Annotated in this window: 2 protein-coding genes; one reads left to right on the forward strand and one right to left on the reverse strand. The window is 51.9% G+C overall.

Annotated features, from left to right (window positions below):
* Nucleotides 1–626, reverse strand: a 626-nt coding sequence (locus GX016_05950) for an RNA-binding transcriptional accessory protein (GenBank protein ID HHT71101.1), incomplete at its 3' end; no start/stop codon positions are given.
* 142 nt (nucleotides 627–768) lie between these two features.
* Between GX016_05950 and GX016_05955 the strand changes: the two genes are divergently transcribed.
* The coding region (locus GX016_05955) for an ADP-ribosylglycohydrolase family protein (GenBank protein HHT71102.1) at nucleotides 769–1,583 on the forward strand (815 nt) is incomplete at its 3' end.

Here is a 1,583-nt window from a genome sequence, read left to right on the forward strand (position 1 = left end):
GGTTCACGAAAATCAAAGTACATGGAATAAACAGACGCCTGGTCGTTGGTACCGCTGGAGGAAACCATGCCTTTCCTATATGTAAGATCCCGCACCTTTTTCCTCATCTCAGCATCATCGGCTATAATCTCGGCGATAATGTCCAATGCCCCGTTGAGAGCAGCATCAGTATCAGCTACACCTTGGTCCGGATTGACAAAGGTAGCCAGGTGATGAGGTAGGAGCGGCTGTTCTTGGGCTAGGATCATCTCGGCCAACGGCTCTAGCCCTTGTTCACGGGCAACAGTGGCCCGGGTACGCCGCTTGGGCCTGAACGGCCGATAGATGTCTTCCACTTCTTGTAGTGTAACTGCAGCCTGCAATTGTTGCTGGATGGCCGGCGTAAGCTTGTCCATCTCGCTTAACAGGCGGGATACTTCTTCCTTCCGCTCCTTGAGACTGCGCAAATAAGAAAGACGCTGTGCTAGCTGTCGGAGCTGATCATCGCTTAAGCCGCCGGTGGCTTCTTTACGATAGCGGGCAATAAAAGGCACAGTGTTACCTTCGTCCAAGAGTTGGGCTGCGGACTGGGCTTGTCTGGTTTCAATCCCCAGCTCTTCCGCCAGCCGTTGTATGATCTCGTTCATAGGCTTGCTCTCCCTTCTTTACTGCGAGGATATACCTATGATAACACAAGTTCATCATAGGTCCGACATATTCTGACGGAGTAGATGTAGTATACTAAAATAAGAAAGTTCTGGCGGCCAGGAGAAGAAAAGGGGGCCTTTCATGAATCTGGGTGATCGGATCCGGGGTGGATTGTATGGGGTGGCAGTGGGGGATGCACTTGGGGCGACAGTGGAATTTATGGCTAAAGAGATCGTACAACAAAGGCATGGTGTTCTAACCGACATTGTAGGCGGTGGCTGGTTACGACTTGTTCCTGGCGAATGGACTGATGACACCGACATGACCTTGGCCGTGGCTGCCGGCATCATACAGGCACCGCATGATCCTGTTAATTCAGTAGGAGAGGAGTTTTTGCGTTGGTACAAGACGAGCCCGCCTGATGTGGGTACCACTATCGCTGCTGTGTTACACAAAGTCAGTAGGGGGCATAGTTGGCACGAAGGCGCCTATCAGTTGCATTGCGAGACATCCCACACCGCCGGTAACGGCGCTCTCATGCGAACTTTGCCGGTAGGGTTGGCATATTGTGAGCAAATGGAACTGATGGACAAAGCACAATCCATTGCTCAGATGACTCATTGGGATGAACGAGCCGTGTTTACGTGCCAACTCTACTGCTTATTGGTACACTATTTAATAAGCGAAAAAAGCTTTACCGATAGTCTGGCTAGCGCCTATTCGTACTTGGCCCGGAAATGTCCCGATAACGAAGCTTTGTTCACCATGAGGGCAGAACTGGAGCAGAGAATGGCGGCTCCGAATCCCACCGGTTATTCGGTGGACACACTGGCTTGTGCTCTCTGGGCTTTGCAGTCTGCCGACAATCTAGAAGAAGCAGTGATAGCGGCGGTTAATCTGGGCGGCGATGCCGATACCGTGGGTGCTGTCACCGGAGGCTTAGCCGGTGTACACTA

Source organism: Bacillota bacterium, assembly GCA_012837285.1.
GTDB lineage: Bacteria > Bacillota > DTU030 > DUMP01 > DUMP01 > DUNI01.